This window comes from Thermoanaerobacter kivui (assembly GCF_000763575.1).
Taxonomy (GTDB): Bacteria; Bacillota; Thermoanaerobacteria; order Thermoanaerobacterales; family Thermoanaerobacteraceae; genus Thermoanaerobacter; species Thermoanaerobacter kivui.
Map to the genome: position 1 here is coordinate 1278787 of NZ_CP009170.1, position 14436 is coordinate 1293222.

16 protein-coding genes and 2 pseudogenes are annotated in these 14436 nt (G+C 33.9%); all 18 read right to left on the bottom strand.

What is annotated here, in order from left to right; genetic code table 11:
- Position 1 precedes the first annotated feature (1 nt).
- Complete coding sequence (locus TKV_RS06495; RefSeq protein WP_049685259.1) at positions 2-1027, bottom strand: flagellar biosynthesis protein FlhF; 1026 nt, start codon at positions 1025-1027, stop codon at positions 2-4.
- Positions 1017-3038 (bottom strand): flagellar biosynthesis protein FlhA, encoded by a 2022-nt coding sequence (flhA, locus tag TKV_RS06500; RefSeq protein WP_003869156.1) that lies wholly within the window; start codon positions 3036-3038, stop codon positions 1017-1019. The genes TKV_RS06495 and flhA overlap by 11 nt, the downstream gene beginning before the upstream one ends.
- Positions 3039-3048: 10 nt before the next feature.
- Positions 3049-4140 carry a flagellar biosynthesis protein FlhB gene (flhB, locus tag TKV_RS06505; RefSeq protein WP_049685260.1) on the bottom strand — a complete coding sequence of 364 codons (1092 nt, stop codon included), beginning with the start codon at positions 4138-4140 and terminating at the stop codon, positions 3049-3051.
- Positions 4137-4919 carry a flagellar biosynthetic protein FliR gene (fliR, locus tag TKV_RS06510; protein WP_004396190.1) on the bottom strand — a complete coding sequence of 261 codons (783 nt, stop codon included), beginning with the start codon at positions 4917-4919 and terminating at the stop codon, positions 4137-4139. Before fliR ends, flhB begins: the two co-directional genes overlap by 4 nt.
- Before the next feature lie 6 nt (positions 4920-4925).
- Positions 4926-5195 (bottom strand): flagellar biosynthesis protein FliQ, encoded by a 270-nt coding sequence (gene fliQ, locus TKV_RS06515; protein ID WP_003869159.1) that lies wholly within the window; start codon positions 5193-5195, stop codon positions 4926-4928.
- A gap of 13 nt (positions 5196-5208) precedes the next feature.
- Positions 5209-5370: pseudogene (locus tag TKV_RS13195) on the bottom strand (flagellar type III secretion system pore protein FliP); the annotation flags it as partial.
- Positions 5370-6137, bottom strand: a pseudogene (gene fliM, locus TKV_RS06520) (flagellar motor switch protein FliM); the annotation flags it as partial. The pseudogenes fliM and TKV_RS13195, both read right to left, overlap by 1 nt.
- A 15-nt stretch (positions 6138-6152) precedes the next feature.
- Positions 6153-6560, bottom strand: coding sequence for a flagellar basal body-associated FliL family protein (locus TKV_RS06525; RefSeq protein ID WP_003869164.1), 408 nt, complete (start codon positions 6558-6560; stop codon positions 6153-6155).
- The gene (locus TKV_RS06530; RefSeq protein ID WP_003869165.1) at positions 6557-6754 is read right to left on the bottom strand and encodes a flagellar FlbD family protein; all 198 of its coding nucleotides are present in this window, start codon (positions 6752-6754) and stop codon (positions 6557-6559) included. The genes TKV_RS06525 and TKV_RS06530 overlap by 4 nt, the downstream gene beginning before the upstream one ends.
- A 48-nt stretch (positions 6755-6802) precedes the next feature.
- Complete coding sequence (flgF, locus tag TKV_RS06535) at positions 6803-8056, bottom strand: flagellar basal-body rod protein FlgF (RefSeq protein WP_003869166.1); 1254 nt, start codon at positions 8054-8056, stop codon at positions 6803-6805.
- A 79-nt stretch (positions 8057-8135) separates the two neighbouring features.
- Positions 8136-8504, bottom strand: coding sequence for a TIGR02530 family flagellar biosynthesis protein (locus TKV_RS06540; protein WP_049685261.1), 369 nt, complete (start codon positions 8502-8504; stop codon positions 8136-8138).
- 9 nt (positions 8505-8513) lie between these two features.
- Positions 8514-8906, bottom strand: coding sequence for a flagellar hook capping FlgD N-terminal domain-containing protein (locus TKV_RS06545; protein WP_049685262.1), 393 nt, complete (start codon positions 8904-8906; stop codon positions 8514-8516).
- Positions 8907-8921: 15 nt separating this feature from the next.
- Positions 8922-10304 (bottom strand): flagellar hook-length control protein FliK, encoded by a 1383-nt coding sequence (locus tag TKV_RS06550; RefSeq protein ID WP_049685263.1) that lies wholly within the window; start codon positions 10302-10304, stop codon positions 8922-8924.
- A 16-nt stretch (positions 10305-10320) separates the two neighbouring features.
- Positions 10321-10899 (bottom strand): MotE family protein, encoded by a 579-nt coding sequence (locus tag TKV_RS06555; RefSeq protein ID WP_049685264.1) that lies wholly within the window; start codon positions 10897-10899, stop codon positions 10321-10323.
- A 10-nt stretch (positions 10900-10909) separates the two neighbouring features.
- Positions 10910-11353 (bottom strand): flagellar export protein FliJ, encoded by a 444-nt coding sequence (gene fliJ, locus TKV_RS06560; protein ID WP_049685265.1) that lies wholly within the window; start codon positions 11351-11353, stop codon positions 10910-10912.
- Positions 11354-11358: 5 nt separating this feature from the next.
- Positions 11359-12672 (bottom strand): flagellar protein export ATPase FliI, encoded by a 1314-nt coding sequence (gene fliI, locus TKV_RS06565; RefSeq protein ID WP_049685266.1) that lies wholly within the window; start codon positions 12670-12672, stop codon positions 11359-11361.
- Positions 12665-13432 carry a FliH/SctL family protein gene (locus tag TKV_RS06570; protein ID WP_173402349.1) on the bottom strand — a complete coding sequence of 256 codons (768 nt, stop codon included), beginning with the start codon at positions 13430-13432 and terminating at the stop codon, positions 12665-12667. The genes fliI and TKV_RS06570 overlap by 8 nt, the downstream gene beginning before the upstream one ends.
- Positions 13425-14432, bottom strand: coding sequence for a flagellar motor switch protein FliG (gene fliG / locus TKV_RS06575; protein ID WP_049685268.1), 1008 nt, complete (start codon positions 14430-14432; stop codon positions 13425-13427). Before fliG ends, TKV_RS06570 begins: the two co-directional genes overlap by 8 nt.
- Positions 14433-14436 lie beyond the last annotated feature (4 nt).

Consider the following 14436-nt stretch of genomic DNA (forward strand, 5'->3'; position numbering starts at 1 on the left):
ACTAATTCCCCTTTGCTATGCTTGTCACAATAGGTTCGCTTTCTGCTAAAAATATATCATCAGGTACTATTTGCCCGTTTGTAAAATAGGAAATTGGTCGTTCTGAGTAATAAATGGCATTTAAAATAGAACTGTAATTGTCTGTCTCGTCTAATTTTGTAAAAATCAGTTTGTAATCTCCTGCAAATTCATATCTTTGGATTATTTCTTTTAAGTCATCAGACTTTGTGGTGGCACTCAAACACAAATAAGTTTCATCACAGTTGGCATACTTTATAAAAGTCTTTAATTCATTTATTCGCTTTTCATCTTTATGACTTCTGCCTGCTGTGTCAATCAACACCACATCGTACTTTTCAAACTCCGGCTGAAGTTTATGAAGTTCAAAAATATTATTTACTACTTTTACTGGCACTCCTAAAATTTCCCCATAAGTTTTCAGCTGGTCTACCGCCGCTATTCTGAAAATGTCTGCTGTAACGAGCATTATATTTTTACCTTCATTCAATATCAAATTAGAAGCAATTTTTGCAATTGTAGTAGTTTTCCCCACTCCAGTAGGTCCAATGAACAAAATTTTTTTGCTTTTTTCAGTATTCAATTTTTGAGGAGGTCCCATAAAAGCCTCTATTCGTTCTTTTAAAATTTTTATTCCTTTATTATCAAGTTCATTAATTCCCTCTCCTAACAAGTGTGATACTTCCCTTTCTATCCCATAATCCATTAATCTAGAAACTAAAGTTTTTTCCTTAGTTTCTGTAACCGCTTCATTTTTATTGACTGCTATAGTTTTTATCAAATTTTTAAGTTCATTTATATCATTTTTTGTAATACTTTCTTTAGGTATTACCGGTGGGTAATCTTCTACCGCTGCTACTACTTCCACTTTACTCTTCTTAAAAAGTCCTATAATCCCTCTTTCTTTAATTTTGTTTTGATGAAGTATTACAGCGTTACTTCCCATTTCCGCTTTTATCATTCTTAAAGCTTCTTGATAATCGTTAGCAATATATTTTTTAACTTTCATTTAACCTCACCGTCCCCACCGATGTAACTTCAATATTTGGTAAAAGTTCATTATATGACAAAACAGCAATATCGGGAGAAATTTGTTCTACTAACTTTCTGAGATAAAATCGAGTTACAGGCGCTGTCAGAATTACAGGTTGCCCACCCTTTAAAGTTACCTTTTTTACTAATTCATGGATACTCTTTAAAATTCTTTGGGCCGAAGAAGGCTCCAATGCTAAATAAGAACCATGTTCTGTCTGAGTTATACTAGAGGATATTAACTGTTCAACACTCGGATCTAACGTTATAACTTCAATTTTACCACCTGCAGCATATTTATTGGAAATAGTACGAGCTAAAGCCTGTCTTACATACTCTGTTAAAACATCTGTATCTCGTATAATAGGGGCATAATCAGCTAAAGTCTCTAAAATGGTGACTAAATCTCTAATAGATAGCCCCTCTCTTAAAAGGTTAGAAAGCACTTTTTCTATTTCACCTATTGTTAAAAGCTTAGGAACTAATTCTTCTATTAAGGCAGGATTTGTAGTTTTTACATTGTCAATTAAACTCTGCACTTCTTGCCTTCCTAAAAGTTCATGGGCATGCTGTCTTATAATATGAGTAAGGTGAGTAGCAATGACAGAAGGAACATCTACTACGGTATATCCTCTTGCCTCAACCTTTGACCTTTCGTTTTCATCTACCCAAATTGCAGGCAATCCAAAAGCTGGTTCTCTTTCTCGAATTCCAGAAATATCTTCATCTATTTCTCCGGCAGTCATAGCCATATACCTATCAACGTATACCTTGCCTCTGGCAATTTCATTTCCTCTAATCTTTATGACGTATTCATTTGGTTTTAATTGAATATTATCTCTTAAACGAATCATTGGGACCACAATACCCAAATCAAGAGCAATTTGTCTTCTTATCATGACAATTCTATCTAACAATTCTCCACTTGCAAGAGGAATCAATTCATAACCAAATTCCAGTTCAATAGGGTCAACTTGCAATAATTCATATACTTTCTTAGGATCTCTTATATTCTCTAACTCTTTTATGTTTTCTTCTTGTTCTTCTTCTTTTACTGTTACTTTTTGAGTCCCTGCAAATCCAAGATATGCAAACAATGAACCCATTAAGATAAGTGGGAGTTTAGGTAAAAGAGGTACTAATACCAATGCGAAGAGCAACCCAGCTGCTATTTTCAGAATTCGAGGCTGATTGAAAAGCTGCTTTATTACATCCCCTCCTAAATTTGATTCAGAAGCTGAACGAGTGACAATCATTCCAGTAGCAGTTGATATTAAAAGTGCTGGTATTTGATTTACCAAACCCTCGCCTACTGTTAAAACAGTATAAGTATTTAAAGCCCTATTTATATCCATCCCCTTCATTACCATTCCAATAATGAGACCTGCAACAATATTTATAATTATAACAATTATAGAAACAATTGCATCTCCTTTGACAAATTTACTAGCACCATCCATTGCCCCATAAAATTTTGCCTCTTGCTGTATTTCTTTTCTCCTCTCACGAGCTTCTTTTTCTGTTATAAGACCTGCGTTTAAATCAGCATCTATTGCCATTTGCTTTCCCGGCATTGCATCCAAAGTAAATCTTGCTGACACTTCAGATACTCTCTCTGCTCCTCTGGTTATGACGATAAATTGTACAATTGCAATTATCAAGAAAATAATAAATCCGACAACTGGATTTCCACCTATTACAAAACTTCCAAAGGCCTGTATTACGCCACCTGCATAGGCATTGCTTAAAATAAGTCTCGTACTCGAAATGTTAAGAGCCAGTCTCAGAAGAGTAGTTATTAATAATATAGAAGGAAATATAGAAAAATCTAAAGCATCTTTTACATACATAGTAGTTAAAAGTATTATTATAGACAAAGTTATGTTAAATATTAATAAAAAGTCCATGATAACAGGTGGTACAGGAATTATTATGAGCAAGACTATTCCTACTACAAAAAGAACCACAGTAAACTCAGAGGCTTTCAAATTATCCCTCCTATTCTCCCTTTAAGCTGTAGACATAAGCCAAAACTTCAGCTACAGCTTGATAAAGCTCTGGTGGAATCATATCTCCTATTTCAGTAGACCTATACAGCGCTTGAGCCAATGGCTTATTCTCTACTATAGGGATATTTAACTTCTTAGCTTCTTCTTTTATTCTGAGGGCGATCATATCCTGTCCTTTAGCTATCACTACAGGTGCATCATTGACATTGCTGTCATACATAAGAGCAACAGCAAGATGAGTTGGGTTTGTTATTACGACATCCGCTTTTTTTAAGTCTTGCATCATTCTTCTCATAGAAACTTGTCTCTGTTTTCTTCTTATCTCTGCCTTTATCTGCGGGTTTCCTTCTGTCTCTTTAAACTCTTCCTTTATATCCTCTTTACTCATTTTAAGGCTTGTTTCATACTCTTTCCACTGGAAGAAATAATCTAACGCCCCAAGAACAATAAGTACAATTCCTATTCTAATAGTAATTCCTAAAAGTATATTTAAAGCGTATTTTAATATGTCATGAACTGACATATCAAGAAGCATTGGTATACCTTTATATTGAGAAGCTAAAAAAGAGTACATTATATAGAAAAGAACTACCACTTTAGCAATAGATTTAGCTAATTCTACCAATGCTCTTTTTGAAAAAATTCTCTTGAAGCCCTCCACAGGGTTTAATCTTTCCAATTTAAAGGCAAGGGGCTCAGTTGTAAATACAAAGCCTACTTGGAGATAAGTTGATGCAAGAGAAACAACAAAAATCAATAAAATTATAGGCATAATTATTGATATTGCTTGTTGCAAGACGTATGTAAACAGATTTCGTATACCTACTACATTAAAAACATCGTCATTAGCTCCAGAATAGGTATAAATCAAATACTTTGTTAAAACCATCATTTTTCCTAAAAAAGGTATTGCAAGTATATTTACTGCCAAAAAACCTGCTACAATTACTAAAGCAGAAGTTATTTCTCTGCTTTGGAAGACTTGTCCTTTTTTTCTTGCGTCTTGTCGCCTTTTAGGGGTAGCTGGTTCAGTTTTTTCTTCAGCAAACAATTGTAAATTTATTTTACTCAAAACTATCACCTTGTCATAAATTTCATCAATCTAAAAATATCAGCATTCATTCCGTTAAACATAAAATCTATAATTGTCAGGTACATCGGCAACATAATAAGCAAAGTAAAGATTCCAACAAAAATCTTCGCTGGCATTCCTATCATAAAGACGTTAAGCTGAGGTATAGTACGGGAGATTATTCCCAGAGTTAAATCTGTCAAAAGAGTTGTTAAAATTATAGGAGCACTTATTCTAAAACCTAATATAAACATATCAGAGACCATTTTTGTTAAGACCTGAGACATACCAGGTAAATCAAAAGCAACTTTCCCAATAGGAATTATATCAACGCTTTTAGCCAACATTGTAAATAAGGTATAATGGCCATTCATAAGCATGAAGATAAGGATTGTCAAAATATATATGAAATTTCCCATTAAAGGAACTTGGGTTTCACTATGAATGTCTAAAATGTTTACTAGTCCAAAACCCAACTGATAATCAATTAGCTGACCGGCTAAATGTATAGCACTGAAGGATATCATAGATGCCAGCCCTATCACGAGTCCAACAATGAACTCAGATATGACAACAATAAAGTAATCTAAAACATTATTTATTTGCAAATCCACTGGTCCCATGGTATCAAAAACAATTACTGCAGCAAAAAAACCTAAACCTATTTTAAAAGTAGTAGGAACATTTTTTGTACCAAAAAAAGGTGTAAGTATAAAAATGCCAAGCATTCTGACGAAAAGTAATATAAAAACTTGAACATTTTGAAGTAAATACTGAATTATATCCATTTTACATCACTTTATAAAATTATTAATATTTAAAAACAACCTTTGAGTGTAGTTGACCAAAGTAGTAAGCATCCATGGCCCAAATAGAATTAGACTTATAAGTATAGCGACAATTTTAGGAACAAAAGATAAAGTTTGTTCCTGAATTTGTGTAGTAGCTTGAAAAATGCTAATTAAAAGTCCTACCCCTAATGCTACTGCTAATAAAGGAGTAGCAACTGTTAAGGCAATAGTTAAAGCTTCTCTTCCTATATCTATAACCATTCCCGTATTCAACTTGTTTCATCTCCTATCTAAAACCTAAAATCAAAGATTTTACAACCAGGTTCCATCCATCCACCAAAATAAAAAGTAATACTTTAAAAGGAAGAGATATCAAAACAGGTGGCAACATAAACATACCCATTGACATTAAAACACTGGCGACTACTATATCAATTATCAAAAAGGGCTTATTTTACTCTTTATAAGTTCCGGATTTACCTTATCTTCTTTTTTCATGCTAGAAAACCAAAATTTCGTCGTTAATTTGGGTACAATAGGTTCTAATGTCAAATGAGGCATACAAAAATTCATTATTCCTTCTGTTTCATTGATTTTTATAGATAAAGTACACAAAGCTACAGTCTCATTAGGAGATATTATTTGAGCAAACTGCGAATTAGTTTCCACTCTTATTAAAGAGGGATTAATATCTAATATATTACTCCACGGTTCCTTGAAAAGTGGAAGTATTTGTTTTACAATTTTAGTCAAAAGGCTAATCTCGATCTCAGTGTAATCCCTATCCAAAAGCTCGCCTTTTCCCATTCCTCCCAAAATTCTATCAAGTATTGCATAAGTAGTATTATTATTAAATTCCAAGAGAAAAGGGCCTTCTAAAGGAGCTGCATCAATAATAGCAATGAAAACTGGATTGTTTAAAGAATTACTAAACTCATAATAAGTCAGCTGGTCAACAGAGACCACTGTAACATTTACTATTGTTCTCAAATATCCTGACAAAAAGGAAGTTAGAGACCTTGACAAATTTTCAAAAATCATTTGAAGAGTTCGCAGTTGTTCTTTTGAAAATTTATTAGGCCTTCTAAAATCATAATTTCTTATCTTTTTACTTTTAGTTTCTTCTGCTTTTTCAATTTCTTGGACATCTAACTCACCTGAACTAAAAGCTTTTAATAGTTCATCTATCTCGCTCTGCGATAATATTTCAGCCAAAAGCCCCCCTCCTCCCTATTGAACAATAAATTCATCAAAATATACATTTACAATTTTTCCTTCACCTATTATTTTATTTATCTCATTTTTTATATCGTTTTTTAACTTCTCCTGTCCTTCAGGCCCTTCCACGTCTTGTTCTGTTTTTCCTCTTAAAATTTGGATTATCAAATCTCTAATCTGGGGATTCCTCTCTTCTAAGGTTTTTAAAATATTTTTATCTGCAACTTGCAACTCTATTGTTGCCTTGACAAATTTTCCGTCTCCCTTTAAATTAGTTATAAATTCTCCGCCAGGAGAGTAATTATAATAGGTGATTTCTTTAGGTTTGTTAGTAAATGCAAAATTATTAAAATATACGAAAGCAATACCAAACGATAAAACTGCCGCAACTACTGCTATAAGAATCGTCTTTGTATTCATTCTAACACCTCTTTAGTGAAAATTTTTTGCTTATATTCTATGACTCTTTGTATAATTTCCTCTGGCGTTTCTTTTACAACTATTTTTTTACCAGTGGTAAGGCTTATGACCGTATCTGGTGTTCTCTCTATGAATTCAATTAACTCAGCGTTGACAATGAATTCTTCATTATTAAGACGGGTAACATAAATCATAATTTTCCTCCATTACATCTGCTGGGCACAAAGCCCAGCAGACTATAATTATCTCTTCATATTAACAAGATCTTGCAATATTTCATCAGAGACAGTTATAACTTTCGCATTAGCTTGAAAACCTCTTTGAGTTACAATCATATCTGCAAATTCATTAGACAAATCTACATTAGACATCTCTAAGGTTCCAGGATTTATAGAGCCCCTTGTACCTGTACCAGCTGCTCCTATCATTGGTTCTCCTGAGTTTACTGTATTAATAAACATGGTATTTCCTATCTTCTCTAATCCCATGGGGTTTTGAAAATCTGCAATAGCAATTTGCCCAATTATCTGTCGGCGACCATTGGAATATATACCTGATACAACTCCATATTTGTCTATGTTAATGCTCTCCAAAGAACCCGCTTCATTTCCATTTTTACTAAGTTCCCTCAAATCGGTCTCACTTGAGAACATAGTAAGTTTTGAAAGGTCAAGTGAAACAGGACCAATAGTTGCGTTTGTCATATTACTATCCATATTAAAAGTCAGGGTACCAGTTGCAATTCTATTTCCACTTTGATCTGGCGCAATTTTCCCCTCAGAATCAAAAGTAAGAGTACCTGTACCATCGATAGATGAAATTGCTGGATCAGAAGAGGATACTTTCCAATCCCATGAATTTGCCCCTTTTCTAGTAAAAGTGATAGTTGCTACATGACTTCCTCCTTGAGAATCATATACAACGATATTATAGCTTATATCTGCATCTATTGCTGTTGAAGCATTTAGATTTCCTCCTATTTCTAATTGTGTAGTCGCTACCGGGTCTATGCTTGACCAATTTTTAAGGCTTATTGGCACTAAATTTCCTGTATCAGTGTTTACTGTTTTCCCATCTGTTGACATCCAACCCAAAACTTTATATCCATCAGGTGTCACTAAATCTCCATTAGAGTCAAAGCTAAAGTTTCCTGCCCTTGTGTACAAATTTGCTCCTCCATTGGAGACAATGAAAAATCCATTTCCATCAATTGAAAGGTCTGTAGGATTATCTGTTCTTTGAGCACCGCCTCTTGTAAACAACGTGTCAATTGAAGCTATAGCTACTCCCAGACCAATCTGTTGAGGATTAGTTCCACCGCCATTTCCTTGAGGCGCAGAAGCCCCTTTTATCGTCTGACTAAATATTTCTTTAAAAGTCATTCTGCTGGCTTTATATCCAACAGTGTTGACATTTGCTATGTTATTTCCTATTACATCCATCCTTGCTTGATGAGCTTTCAATCCTGAAACCGCAGAATACATTGACCTTAACATATTTTCTCCTCCTTTTATTTTCGGTGCTGCTCGCTTTATCAGTCAGTCAAAAGCGATAAGCCCCCTGTTAAGGTCCGGCTTAGATTATCACAGCACCGTCTATATTTGTAAAAACACTGTTTTTCAACATTTCCCCATCCATCGCCGTTATGACGGTTTTAGTTTTTAAATTAACCACAAAAGCCTTATTATTCATTACAATTAATGAATCTTTTATTCCCTTTTCACAAGCTTTATTCACTGCTTCTAATAGTTTTTGATATTCACTTTGAGTAATTTTGACGTTTCTCATTTCCATCCTCATGAGAGAATGTTTGGAAAATTTTATTTCGTCAATTTTTTCATTTAAAACCTCTTTAAAAGCCGTAGAGGTCCCATTGTTACTCGCTATCCTCTGAGCTAAATAATTAACATTTAGATTTTGAGGGATTTTCACTATCTCAGACATTTTATCACCTCATTCTGAAACAGCTGTAACAGCATCCAACGGTACATCCACATTACCAACTTCTAAGAAATATTCGCCGTTTTGCTTATATATAGCATCTACTTTCCCCATTACAGTGCGAATATTCCCATTTTCATTGATATTAGCGCTGATGTTTTTTCCTATTAAACTTATAGCTCTTACCGCATTAAAACTGCTGTTCATATTTTGCATTTGTTCTAACGTTGAAAATTGAGCCAGCTGTGCAATAAACTCTTTGTCATCCATTGGGCTTAAAGGGTCCTGATTTTTTAACTGTGTAACCAAAAGTTTCAAAAAATCCTCTTTACCTAATTGGTCCTTTGAAGTAATTTCACTGTTATTGTAGACATTTAAAAAATTATAGTTGGTATTTATGTTCACAAAATTCCCTCCTTTCTACGCCCTCACATCTATATGGTCTTGTGAGAGATTGTAAATTAGTTGTAAAGCTTCTGTCTCTTCTACTTCCGCCAAATCATAGTGTAAATAACTAGCATATCCCCTGTGCAAATTCTGTTCTCGTGAGTTGTCGTTGTAACTTTGCTGTCCATTGTATTGAGAAGTAAACTGCATGTTTTTATCCACTGTCACATTAAAACTGTCTATTTTAATTCCCTTTAAATCTAATTGAGTATTTAAAATTCCTATATTAGATTCAATTTGATGCTTCAATTTCTCGCTATCAGTTATTATAGTAGCGATGATATTTCCATCTACAGATTTAAGATTTATCTGGAGTTTTCCTAAAAATTCTGGTTTTAATTGTATGCTTATAGTAGAAGATATATCGTTTTTTGAAAAATTTATGCTCTTTATTATTTGGTCAAAAATTTGTGATTCTGGAGCCTCTTTTAATTTCGAACTTTGATGGTTAATCAGTTGGTTTTCAAAAGTCTTCGCATCATTTTTCAAAAACGCAAAATCATTTTGTTGTAATTGCTGATCTTCTACAAAATTTTTTTCATTTTTAATTGTCAAAATCTTGCTATTTGAGTCAGGTTGTGAATCTTTTGCTTTTGGTATGCTCCCTTTGATATTTTCCTCAGAGATACGCTTATTGTCTATCAAAGATAAATTTTCATTTTTTGCAGTTAATGGAGCTAAATTATCTGTCGCATCTTTTTTAATGGCCTGTTGTGAAAATACAATTGAGTCTGTTTTCTGAGTGTTCATGTTTTTTATATCTACATTTTTATCGCTATACACCTTTAAAACTTCTTTAAAGTTGCTACTTTTAATTGTTGTAGCTATTGCATCTGGTTGTAACTTAACACCAAATTTTTCTTCTAACAACTGGCTTATTTTTTTCGATAGTTTGTCAACATCCAAAACCCCATTATTTAAAAAATCTTGTATCAATTTTTGTAATTCTTTTTGCATTTCCACATAAAAATTTTGTTCTTCAATTAACTGCTTGCCATCATCACTTTGAATTGCCACGTTTAACGCACTTATTAACTGCTGCAACGCATTGAAAACGTCTGCTAACGATAAATCATCTGTTTGGAATGATTTTAAATTTTTTTCTTCCTTCAGTGATTGTGTTGTTTGTAAAAGATTTTTTAAATCAACATTGCTATCAGATGCCACTTTTTCCGTTAAACTTTCGTTATTTTCATTAATTGCTATCTGTTGATGTAACATTTCTGAAAATTTATTTGCCTTATTATCTTTTGAGGAAGGGAATTTTTTGTAATCTACAACTGGTTTGGTTTTATCAGCCCTTGGCTGCTGTATCTTAAATGGTAATAAATCAGTATCCGGCACCACTCCTATCACTCTTTTCACCTCCTTTCTAAGGAATCATAGTAGCATTTTTCAATAAAATATTTGTTATTTTTGCTGCCTTTTCAGCTTTTAGTGATTCTAATATTTTTGAAGCGCTATCTTTGTTCATGTAACTCAATATCTTTATTACATCCTCGTCTGACATGTTATTGAGTATTTGCGCTGCATTTTGCGGATCCATGTTTTGATAATAACTAGCTATGTCTTTCAAGTTAGTTTGCCTATTTTGCGATTGTTGCTTAAGTATACTATTTTCATTTTGCATTTTGTCAAGTTCTGCCTTTAAAGCGTTAATTTGGTCCTCTTTTTCTTTCAATTTGGCTTCATAGTTTGCAATTTGTTCTTCTTTCAATTTCAGTTCATTGGTAAGTTTGGCTATCTCTGCATCTTTATCTTGTACAGGTTTTGAAGATATCAATCCCTTTAAAATTGGAATTTTAGCTAATTGATTTGTTATGTACGTTTGACTTCCTCCTACATTAAAATACACTATTGCTGCTGCACCACTTATAATCAATAGTAATACTATCAAAATTATTAAAATTTTTTTTGACCGTTTTTTCACTTGTGTATCTTGATTTTGCATATATATCCTCCTAATATGATTTAGCAACTCTAAAACTTACTTGCTCGTCTATAAATTTGTTCTGCTCTAAATTTAATAAATACTGATATTCCGAATATTGTTTCTCTTTCAGGTTTTCCAAAGCCTTTTTTTCTTTTGAAATTTTTAAAAGATTTTCTCTCATAATGCCAGCATCTTTCTCTAATTTTTTGATTAAATTCTTTTTGTCCTCAATCATTTGTTGTATTTTTTTAACATAAGCATCATATTCCGCTATTTTAATGGCTGTGGTTCCCTCATTGATCTCTTTGTTGTTTTTTTCTAAAATTTCATTTAGGTGATTAATAAGATTATTTAATTTCTCTTTTTGAAGATGTATATCTGCCATAATTTTGGATAATTTTTCTCTTTCTATTTTTTCTGATTGTTCCTTCAAATTCAATATTGGTTGCAAATTAAACTCAAATTTTTTCATATTCCTCACCTGTTAATTGCATTGTATAAAAGCTGTTTGGTAGTCTCAAAATCGTAAGACTCGTTTATCTTTTGCTTTAAAAACTCGTTCATCTTGTCATTTAGCTCAATGGCTTCGTCAATTTTAGCATTGCTGCCAAAATTATACGCCCCAATGTTTATTAAATCTTCCGCTTCGGTGTAAGTCGCCAAAATATCTTTAAATCTGGCTATAAGCTCTTTATGCTCTTCTGTTATAATGTCATTTATAACCCTGCTTACACTTGCCAGCACGTCAATAGCAGGATAGTGATTTTTGTTGGCAAGCTTTCGAGACAAAACTATATGTCCGTCAAGTATACCTCTTACAGCATCAGCAATTGGTTCATTTAAGTCGTCTCCATCTACCAATACTGTATAAAGGGCTGTAATAGAACCTTTTTTAGAACATCCAGAACGTTCCAAAAGCTTTGGTAAAACTGAAAAGACGGAAGGTGTATAACCTCTTGAAACAGGAGCCTCTCCTATAGAAAGCCCCACCTCTCGTTGAGCCATAGCAAAACGAGTGACTGAATCCATCATTAAAAGCACATCTAAGCCTTGGTCACGGAAATATTCAGCAATTGCAGTAGCTGTCATGGCACCTTTTACTCTTATGAGAGCTGGTGTATCAGAAGTAGCTACCACCACCACCGATTTCTTTAATCCCTCTTCTCCTAAGTCTTTTTCTAAAAACTCGTTGACTTCTCTACCTCTTTCGCCAATAAGAGCGATTACATTTAAATCAGCTTTTGCATTCCTCGCCATCATGCCTAACAACGTACTTTTTCCCACACCACTTCCAGCAAAAATGCCTATTCTCTGTCCCTTGCCACAAGTAAGCAGTCCATCAATTGCTTTTATGCCAAGAGGCATGACTTCTCTTATTCTTTTTCTCTCTAAAGGGTCAGGAGGTACATTGTTTATAGTAATAGATTTTTCGTATTTTAAAGGACCTTTGCCATCTATAGGATTACCTAGCCCGTCAAGTACTCTTCCTAACAAGTCTTTCCCTACATTGACTTTAAGAGTCTCCCCTGTTGCAATAACTCTGCTCCCTGCTCCTATTCCTTCCATGTTGCCAAGAGGCATGAGATACACTTTTTCTTCTTTAAAACCTACAACTTCTGCTAAAACCGTAGTCCCATTTATAGTTTTGATTTGGCATATCTCCCCTATATTGGAGAGAGGACCTACACTTTCAATCGTGAGTCCTATCACCTGCGACACTTTGCCGTAGTATTGAATTAACCTTTTCCCTTCAAGGGCTTTCTTATACTTTTCCAAAATTGCATTACTCATTTAATACACCCGCAAACAAATTTTTTAAAGCCTGCAGTTGAGTATAAATTCCTGAACTTATGACGCCGGAATTTGTCTCAATTATGCAATCACCCTTTTTCATAGATAAGTCCTTTAAGATATTGACATCATCTAAAAATTCTACATCTTTGAGAATTTTATCTTTGTTTTTAATGCAATGTTCATAATCGCTTTCACTGACTCTGACTGTAATCTTGTCAAAAGCGTTATAATTTTCCATTCCTTTTTTAATGAGGTTTAATATTATATCTTTGTCTTCTTCTAAATACTTTCCTATTATCTTTTCTACTGTCTGCAAAACCACATTTACCATATCATTTTCTGCCTCTTTATATAGCCTTTGCTTCTCTTTAATGATTTCTTCTTTTATGGCCTTTGCTTCTTCTATTATAGCCTTTGCCTCTTCTTCTCCTTTTTTAAACCCTTCCTGATAACCGAGAGAGTATCCCTCTTGATAGCCTTTATTTTTGTACTCTTCTTCTATTTTTTTTGCCTGCTCTTTAAGGTTACCTAAAATTTTTTCCACGTCTTCCCTTGTTTTTTGCAAAATTTCTTGTTGTACATGTCTTGCCCTTTCTACTATTTGCCTCGCTAACTCTAAACCCTTTTCCTTTACCTCTTCCGAATTGTCCTGCAACAAAATAGTCTTTTCCGAGTTTCTATTCTCTTTGTCATCCACAATCTTAAGCAACACAGGAGAGGAAAAGTTTATATCCTTTTGTTTATAGACCCTATACAATAATCTCATCCCCTCCTCCTCTTGATATGACAATTTCTCCGGCATCTTCCAGTTTTCTTATTATATTGACAATCTTCTGTTGCGCTTCTTCTACGTCTTTTAACCTTACAGGACCCATGTACTGTATATCTTCCCGTATCATATCAGCAAGTCTCTTTGACATATTACTGTAAATGACTTTTTGTACCTCTTCGCTGGAACCTTTAAGAGCAAGGGCAATATCGTGATTGTCCACTTCTCTCAATACTCTCTGTATAGACCTTGAATCCAGTGTGACAATGTCTTCGAAGACGAACATCCTTCTCTTTATCTCTTCTACCAACTCAATGTTTATAGTCTCAAGAGTATCCAAAATGTTTTTCTCTGTACTTCTGTCAACAGAATTTAGTATATCTACAATCGTTTGTATTCCACCTGAAGAAGTGTAATCTTGTGTAACCAATGAGGATAGCTTCCTCTCCAATATCCTTTCTACTTCCTTTACAATTTCAGGGGAGGTACTTTCCATTGTAGCTATTCTCATAGCCACTTCAGCTTGTAAATTTTCAGGCAGTGAGGACAAAATTGCACCAGCCTGCTGTGGCTTCAAATAGGATAAAATCATCGCAATAGTCTGGGGATGTTCGTTTTGTATAAAATTCAAAACTTGAGAAGGATCCGCTCTTCTTATAAAATCAAATGGTCTTACTTTCAAAGTAGAAGTCAATTTATTTATGACTTCAAAAGCTTCTTGAGCTCCCAAAGCTTTTTCCAAAACCTCTTTTGCATATTCAATTCCGCCTTCAATTATGTACTCTTGAGCAATACACATGTTGTAAAACTCGTCCAAGACTTTTTGCTTCTCTTCAGGAGTAACATTTCGTATGCTAGCTATTTCAAGAGTTAATTGTTCAATTTCCTCTTGTCTTAAGTGCTTATATATCTGTGCAGAAATATCAGGACCTAAAGCGATCATCAACATGGCACTTTTTTGTTTACCCGTCAATGCACCTCTTGCCATAATA

Excerpts from the sequence above, each read along its gene's own strand:
- flgF (WP_003869166.1), bottom strand. The coding sequence starts at position 8,056 with ATGTTAAGGTCAATGTATTCTGCGGTTTCAGGATTGAAAGCTCATCAA.
- fliJ (WP_049685265.1), bottom strand. The coding sequence starts at position 11,353 with ATGAAAAAATTTGAGTTTAATTTGCAACCAATATTGAATTTGAAGGAA.
- TKV_RS06525 (WP_003869164.1), bottom strand. The coding sequence starts at position 6,560 with ATGAATACAAAGACGATTCTTATAGCAGTAGTTGCGGCAGTTTTATCG.
- fliI (WP_049685266.1), bottom strand. The coding sequence starts at position 12,672 with ATGAGTAATGCAATTTTGGAAAAGTATAAGAAAGCCCTTGAAGGGAAA.
- TKV_RS06495 (WP_049685259.1), bottom strand. The coding sequence starts at position 1,027 with ATGAAAGTTAAAAAATATATTGCTAACGATTATCAAGAAGCTTTAAGA.
- fliG (WP_049685268.1), bottom strand. The coding sequence starts at position 14,432 with ATGGCAAGAGGTGCATTGACGGGTAAACAAAAAAGTGCCATGTTGATG.
- fliR (WP_004396190.1), bottom strand. The coding sequence starts at position 4,919 with ATGGATATAATTCAGTATTTACTTCAAAATGTTCAAGTTTTTATATTA.
- TKV_RS06530 (WP_003869165.1), bottom strand. The coding sequence starts at position 6,754 with ATGATTTATGTTACCCGTCTTAATAATGAAGAATTCATTGTCAACGCT.
- TKV_RS06540 (WP_049685261.1), bottom strand. The coding sequence starts at position 8,504 with ATGTCTGAGATAGTGAAAATCCCTCAAAATCTAAATGTTAATTATTTA.
- TKV_RS06555 (WP_049685264.1), bottom strand. The coding sequence starts at position 10,899 with ATGCAAAATCAAGATACACAAGTGAAAAAACGGTCAAAAAAAATTTTA.